We start from the raw sequence: 6,000 nt of genomic DNA, 5'->3' as shown, positions 1-6,000 counted from the left end.
TGGTTGGAAACAAACAGAATGCTATCGCTGCATAGTTGAACAGTGATGTTCAGCAGTGTTCAGCGTAAATGTATCAGTAGGTGGATCTAAGCTTACGAGGATCTTTGCGGTTTTTGAACAAGGACGGGTACCTTGCTGGGCAGAATAGCATATCCTTCCCAGGCAGAACCCACCTGATGTTTGCCCAGGGATCCCCCAGCCATCAAGTGGGATTTAGCGGCCTATTTTTTGCAGGGCTCTTTCCACCCGTACTACATGGCGGTTCAGTCCCAAGTTTTCCGCTGGGATCCCCAGGGCCAGGCCCACCAATTGTGGCAAATGCAGGATCGGGATCCCCAGCTTGCGCCCGATCACCTGTTCCACCTCCGGCTGCCGAGAGTCCAAGTTGAGGTGACATAGAGGACAGGGGGTAACCAAACAATCGGCTCCCGCCTCTATTGCCTCTACGAGATGCCGGCCTGCCATCGAGAAAGACTGCTGCAGGGCGTAGCTGGAAATGGGCCAACCGCAACACTGGGTGCGCCCGCGATACCAAACGGGGGTGGCCCCCAAACGCTCGAAGAGATCCTCCATCAAATGGGGATCCCGCGCCACATCAAAGCGGGAGATGTCGTAGGCCCGCAACAGATAACACCCGTAGAAGGCAGCGCAGCGCAGTCCCAGGAGAGGCCGTTTGACCTGTTGGGCCAATCGCTCCAGGCCGTAGTCATGAGACAGCACCCACAGCAAATGGCGCACATCGCCTGTGCCCTGGTAGCAGCTCTCGCAGCCTCCTTTCTGGCACAGGGCCTGCACCTGGTGAAAGTACTCTGGACTCGCGGTTTTCGCAGCCTTCAACTTTTCATTCACGCGGCCCAACACCCCCTGACAGGTGCTGCAGTGGGTAAGCATCGGCAGCCCCAGCGCTTCTGCCAAAGCCAGGTTGCGGGCATTCACCGTATCTTCCAGCAGCTCCGATTCTTCTTTGAAGGTGCCCGAACCACAGCAGGAAGCGGCTTCCAGCTCTACCAGTTCAATGCCCAGATGCCGCGCAATCTGGTCGGTGGAGTCATACAGCTCACGACAGGCCCCCTGGGCCACACAGCCGGGGTAGTAGGCGTAGCGCAAAGGTGAAGGAACAACCGCGGTCATGAGAAGACGTGAGAAGAAGAAGAGAATTGGGTTTGCGATCTCAACGGTAATAACAATCCATGGATCCATTGCCCACACAGCAGAGCACTGGCCTGCCTGCAGAGCGGGAACCCAGAGCCTAAGATCCTACACCCATGCGCTGCCACAGCACATCCGTTGCTGCCCAGGACAGGGAGTTTGTCAAAGCTTCCCTATTTATCTGCCCCTATTTTGAAACCATTCGGAGCCGATACCCTATTTTTCTCCCTGCCTAGTGCCTCCCTAGCCGATGTCGGGTAGATTTGGCGGTAGCCATCGCTGAGGAATCGGTCAACGCCTTATGAACAGCCCGATCCAGGATCGCGATTTCCCCTTTTCACCCCGCTCTAAGCAGGGCAGTCTGGGTTGGAGCCTTCCCCTGAAAGGCTTGGGATTTGGCTTGTTTTTCGGATCCCTAGTTTGGGCAGGATGGGCAAGTCAACTCCAGCTATGGGCCCAGCCGGTCGAACAGCAACCCCAGGAGGAAGTCTTAGTGCCAGGGCGCAATTTGGATCCTGGGGCACAAATCCGGGTGCGTAACGAGCTGGTCAAGATCTGTGGGGACTATCGTTGCGAAGATTACCGCTTTTCGGTACGGGTACCGATCAGCCCTGAAGACACCCTGGAAACTCTGCTGGGGCGGCTGGATACGGAGATGCTGCGGGAGGTGGATCGAGTGTTTCAAACTCGGCCCGATTTGAATCGAGTCATTGTCGATGGCTACGTCTTCTCGGGTACTCCCGCTTTTGTCAGCCGGGAAGTGCTGCTGCAAACAATGTTTGTGCCCCGTCACCGTTGGGAAGTGGGGCGCTTTGGGCCAGAGCAAGATGCGATTTTCTATGCCGAGCTGTTGGGACAGGTGACGCCCTTTCTAACTCCATCCCCAACCCCCACGCCTACACCTGGGCCTGTGCCTGGAGAAGGTGTGCCCCCTCTGCCCCCGCCTCCTGGGGAAACTCCTCCCATAGAGGCAACGCCTACCCCTCAAGAAACCCCAGCCCCTCCGCCTCCGCCCCAAGGGGATGTGATCCAGCGGCAGCCGATTCAGCCCTGATGGGTTTGTTGGGTAGCTGAGTCTGGGTTGTGAAGGATCCCTCGTTATAGTCATTTCAAACCAGATTGAGATACTCCCCAAGCGCTCCGCGCCGCTGCCCTTACCCCCAGTTTCTCTCTGGGAGAGGGAGTTAGGAATCGACATAACAAACCGTTTCACTGCTGTTTGAAATAACTAACTATAATTTGTGACCAGGCCAGTGCCCTCCCAGTTGTCGCGGGGTTGAGTCCTGAGCCGAGGTGATCTAGGCTTCAAAAGTGGAGGGATCCCTCCAATTCATTGCTTGACTGGTGTGTGGCGGCATGGCAGGACACAGCAAGTGGGCCAACATTAAACGGCAAAAGGCCCGTGTAGATGCCAAAAAGGGCAGCCTCTTTACCAAACTCTCGCGGGCCATCATCGTGGCAGCTCGCAACGGCTTGCCAGATCCGGATGGGAATTTTCAGTTGCGGGCGGCAGTGGAGAAAGCCAAAGCAGCGGGGATGCCCAGCGAAAACATTGAACGAGCCATTGCCAAGGGAGCCGGCAACTGGAGCGACGACAGCCCCCTGGAAGAAGTTCGCTACGAGGGCTACGGCCCCGGTGGGGTGGCTGTGTTGATCGAGGCCATGACCGACAACCGCAACCGCACGGCTGCCGAGGTGCGAGAAGCCTTCAGCAAAACCGGCGGCAGCTTGGGAGAAGCCGGCTGCGTGAGCTGGCTGTTCCGGCAAAAAGGGGTGATCAGCCTGGAGGAGGTGTTGGATCCCGAAGCCCTGTTGCTGGCGGTGGCGGAAGCGGGAGGAGACGACTTCAAGGTGGAAGGCACAGGAGCAGAGGTGTACTGCGACTACTCTTTGCTGGAGCAGGTGGCCACCTACCTGAAAAAAGAGGGCTACCCAGTGCAAGATGCGGCCATCCGCTGGATCCCATCCACTGAGGTGCATGTGGAGGATCCCGATACGGCCAAGTCAGTGCTTGCCCTGATGGAGCGTCTCGACAACCTAGACGATGTGCAGAATGTCTATGCCAATTTCGAGATCGACGAGGCGGTGATGGAAAGCCTGGCCTGAGAACAGGCTGCCATCATCTTCCGAGAAAGGGAAACCTTCAACAGAAGCATCCGTCAGCGGAGCTTAACGGCGGTGCCGGCGGCGGTAACGAGGATCATTGTCGTGCTCATGTTGGTATGAATGCTAACGCCTAGGATGCCATTTGCTCCCAAACGTTTGGCTCGCTGCTCCAACTCTTCCAAAACCTTTTTCTGGGCATTCTCGAGAACTTCTTCATAGGTTCTTGTGCGTCCCCCGATGATGTTGCGGAGGGTAGCAAGGAAGTCCCGTAGAACATTGGTGCCATAAACTACCTCGGCGGTAACAATGCCCAAGTAACGCTCAACCTCTCTGCCTTGGAGCACGTCTGTAGTGGTCAGCAACATCAGCTTGCTTCCTGGGTCAACACCCACCAAGATAGTCGGGATCCTCAACCTTTGGAATCGGGTTCTTGCCCTGTGTTTTCAGCAGAGTGGCGATATGTCGAAGGGCGACCAATCCCTACAGATAACCGTTCCACAACGCATAGTCATTTATCTCACCGTTGAGGTGAAACAAACGACCGGTTGCTTCCTGCTAAGGCCTCCGGCCCGCTAGCGCGATCAGTTGAAATAGATGGTAATAAAAACCACGACTGCTATCAGCCCTTGCCGCGTGGTAGGGCGCTCAAGGGGATCCCTGGCCAAGACCGGCGGCTGATACAATAGCTGCCCAGGGATCCAAACCAAAGATCTCTAGATCTCTGCTTTTCCAACAGGATTTCCCCACAAGCCCGATGGCAGGCCCGATCCGAGTGGTGGGTAGCTTGAATCTGGACTTGGTGGTGCAGGTACCACGCCATCCTGGGCCTGGGGAAACGGTGCTGGGATCCGACTACGCCACCTACCCTGGCGGTAAGGGAGCCAATCAAGCGGTGGCAGCGGCGCGGGCGGGAGCCCAGGTGGAAATGTGGGGAGCGGTGGGATCCGATGAGTTTGGGCGTCTGCTCCAAGAGAACCTGGAGCACAACGGCGTGGATACCCGCCACCTGAGGCAGTTGGAGGGGCCCAGCGGCCTAGCTTTGATCACAGTGGATCCCGGCGGGCAAAACAGAATCGTGGTCAGCCCTGGAGCCAATGGTCGCTATCTGCCGGAGCATTTGCCTCCCTTTACCCCAGCGGCCCTGCTCCTGCTGCAGCTGGAAATCCCCCTGCCCACCGTGCAAGCTGCAGCAGAACAAGCCTTTGCCCAAGGGATCCCGATTTTGCTCAACCCTGCGCCCATCGTGCCATTGCCGGGATCCCTGTTACGCCGGGTTCGCTACTTGGTGCTCAACGAAACCGAAGCGGCTGCCCTTGCCCAATCTCCTGTGGAGACGCCGGAACAAGCCCAAAAGGTGGCTCAAGAACTGCAGAAACACGGGATCCCAACCGTTATCCTTACCTTGGGAGGGGCAGGGCTGGTCTGGGCAGATGGGGAAGAAAGTGGCCATTGGCCAGCTCATCCTGTGGAAGTGGTGGATACCACCGCTGCCGGAGATGGGTTTTGTGGGGCCTTAGCTGCCTGTTTGGCTGCCGGCAGATCCCTGAGGGAAGCCCTGCGTTTTGCCAATGCCGCCGCTGCCTTGGTTGTAACCCGTGCAGGAGCCCAACCCAGCTTGCCCCAGCGCTCTGAGATCGAGGCATTTTTGGCCTCTGCCGTAGAAACAGCTTAGACTGCCGCTTGTCAAAAGTTTTTAACATCTGCGGTGGAGAAGTTCATTGGCCGTTTGCGTGAGCGCTATGGGGAAACCGCAACCTCCACAGGACAGAGCGGGGCCAAATCCTTTTTCCAAGCTGCTACTCATAGCCGGCGGAGGGGATCCCTTGCTCCATTGAGTACTGCTCAATAGTGCCTTGTCTTCCCTTGTGGGTGTCTTTAGAGTTAGGTAGTGAAAAGAAAGTATTCGGTAATTCTGATAAAGGCCCGTGAGTACCCTCCTTGCTGAAGATGACGCTCTCTACCGTCAGCATGTTCATAGCCTGCTAACACAACATTTGCCTGAGTTCGGCCCGGTATACATGGCCTCGAATGGCCGAGAGGCGTTGGAACTTTACCGTCAGCACCACCCCAACTTTGTGTTGATGGACATTCGCATGCCTGAGATGACCGGGATCGAGGTAGCGCGGCAGGTTTGGTCAGAGTGCCCCAGCACGCGCATCATTTTTTGGTCGCATTTTGCCGATGAAGTCTATGTGCGGGAACTGCACAAGATCGTGCCTCCGCAAACCGTCTATGGCTACCTTTTGAAAAATTGCACCGATGAAAAATTGGTCAGCGCTATCCAAGCAGTGGTGCAGGATGAGCAATGTGTGATCGACCGAGAGGTGCGCGGAGTCGATTCCCGTTCACAAAACAAAATTACCGGTCTCAGCGACGCCGAGTACGAAGTGTTGATCGACATTGCCCTTGGCCTCACCGACCAGGCCATTGCTGCACGGCGCTTTTTGTCCCGCCGAGGGGTAACCAACCGTCTGCGCAACCTCTACGACAAACTAGAGGTGAGCAACGACCAAATTGAGAGCGACGAGTGGGGAACCACCTTCAGCTTGCGGGCCAGAGCCATCCGCCTTGCTTTCAAACGGGGGTTGATCAACGCCCAACTGCTGGATGAGGAGGAAGTGCATTTGGATCACTGGCTCAGCCGCTACCGACTGGATCCGCTGGACTAGAGAGTGTCTGAGCTGTCATCGCCCTTGGCAAACACTTGCCGGTCGATTCTCCCGCCAAAAGAACCGGGGCCAAAAC

At 56.8% G+C, this 6,000-nt stretch carries 6 protein-coding genes; 4 read left to right on the top strand and 2 right to left on the bottom strand.

Annotated elements, in window-relative coordinates:
• Positions 1 to 213: 213 nt before the first annotated feature.
• Entirely contained in the window at positions 214 to 1,131 is a 918-nt protein-coding gene (locus NW828_RS08755) for a CoB--CoM heterodisulfide reductase iron-sulfur subunit B family protein (RefSeq protein ID WP_414383276.1), read from the bottom strand.
• Between the two features lie 319 nt (positions 1,132 to 1,450).
• On the opposite strand from NW828_RS08755, the gene NW828_RS08750 reads away from it, so the two are divergent.
• Both NW828_RS08750 and NW828_RS08745 read left to right on the top strand, forming a co-directional pair.
• On the top strand, positions 1,451 to 2,203 hold the full coding sequence (locus tag NW828_RS08750; protein WP_414383274.1) for a hypothetical protein: 753 nt from the start codon (positions 1,451 to 1,453) through the stop codon (positions 2,201 to 2,203).
• A gap of 302 nt (positions 2,204 to 2,505) precedes the next feature.
• On the top strand, positions 2,506 to 3,255 hold the full coding sequence (locus NW828_RS08745) for a YebC/PmpR family DNA-binding transcriptional regulator (protein ID WP_011432973.1): 750 nt from the start codon (positions 2,506 to 2,508) through the stop codon (positions 3,253 to 3,255).
• 53 nt (positions 3,256 to 3,308) lie between these two features.
• Here NW828_RS08745 and NW828_RS08740 read toward each other — a convergent pair whose 3' ends face one another.
• Positions 3,309 to 3,620, bottom strand: coding sequence for a YbjQ family protein (locus NW828_RS08740; protein WP_414330438.1), 312 nt, complete (start codon positions 3,618 to 3,620; stop codon positions 3,309 to 3,311).
• A 389-nt stretch (positions 3,621 to 4,009) separates the two neighbouring features.
• On the opposite strand from NW828_RS08740, the gene rbsK reads away from it, so the two are divergent.
• Together rbsK and NW828_RS08730 are read left to right on the top strand one after the other, a co-directional pair.
• A complete protein-coding gene (gene rbsK / locus NW828_RS08735) occupies positions 4,010 to 4,927 on the top strand; it encodes a ribokinase (protein WP_414383272.1) in 918 nt (305 codons plus the stop codon).
• Between the two features lie 253 nt (positions 4,928 to 5,180).
• Complete coding sequence (locus tag NW828_RS08730; protein ID WP_414356063.1) at positions 5,181 to 5,924, top strand: response regulator; 744 nt, start codon at positions 5,181 to 5,183, stop codon at positions 5,922 to 5,924.
• Positions 5,925 to 6,000 lie beyond the last annotated feature (76 nt).

The organism is Synechococcus sp. W55.2 (assembly GCF_047461635.1).
Lineage (GTDB): Bacteria > Cyanobacteriota > Cyanobacteriia > Thermostichales > Thermostichaceae > Thermostichus.
Note: the sequence above shows the minus strand (reverse complement) of the source record. Positions and strands in the feature narration are given on the sequence as shown.

What these genes read in the sequence shown, in the direction of transcription:
- NW828_RS08750 (WP_414383274.1), top strand. Translation starts at nt 1,451, where the DNA reads ATGAACAGCCCGATCCAGGATCGCGATTTCCCCTTTTCACCCCGCTCT.
- NW828_RS08755 (WP_414383276.1), bottom strand. Translation starts at nt 1,131, where the DNA reads ATGACCGCGGTTGTTCCTTCACCTTTGCGCTACGCCTACTACCCCGGC.
- rbsK (WP_414383272.1), top strand. Translation starts at nt 4,010, where the DNA reads ATGGCAGGCCCGATCCGAGTGGTGGGTAGCTTGAATCTGGACTTGGTG.
- NW828_RS08745 (WP_011432973.1), top strand. Translation starts at nt 2,506, where the DNA reads ATGGCAGGACACAGCAAGTGGGCCAACATTAAACGGCAAAAGGCCCGT.
- NW828_RS08740 (WP_414330438.1), bottom strand. Translation starts at nt 3,620, where the DNA reads ATGTTGCTGACCACTACAGACGTGCTCCAAGGCAGAGAGGTTGAGCGT.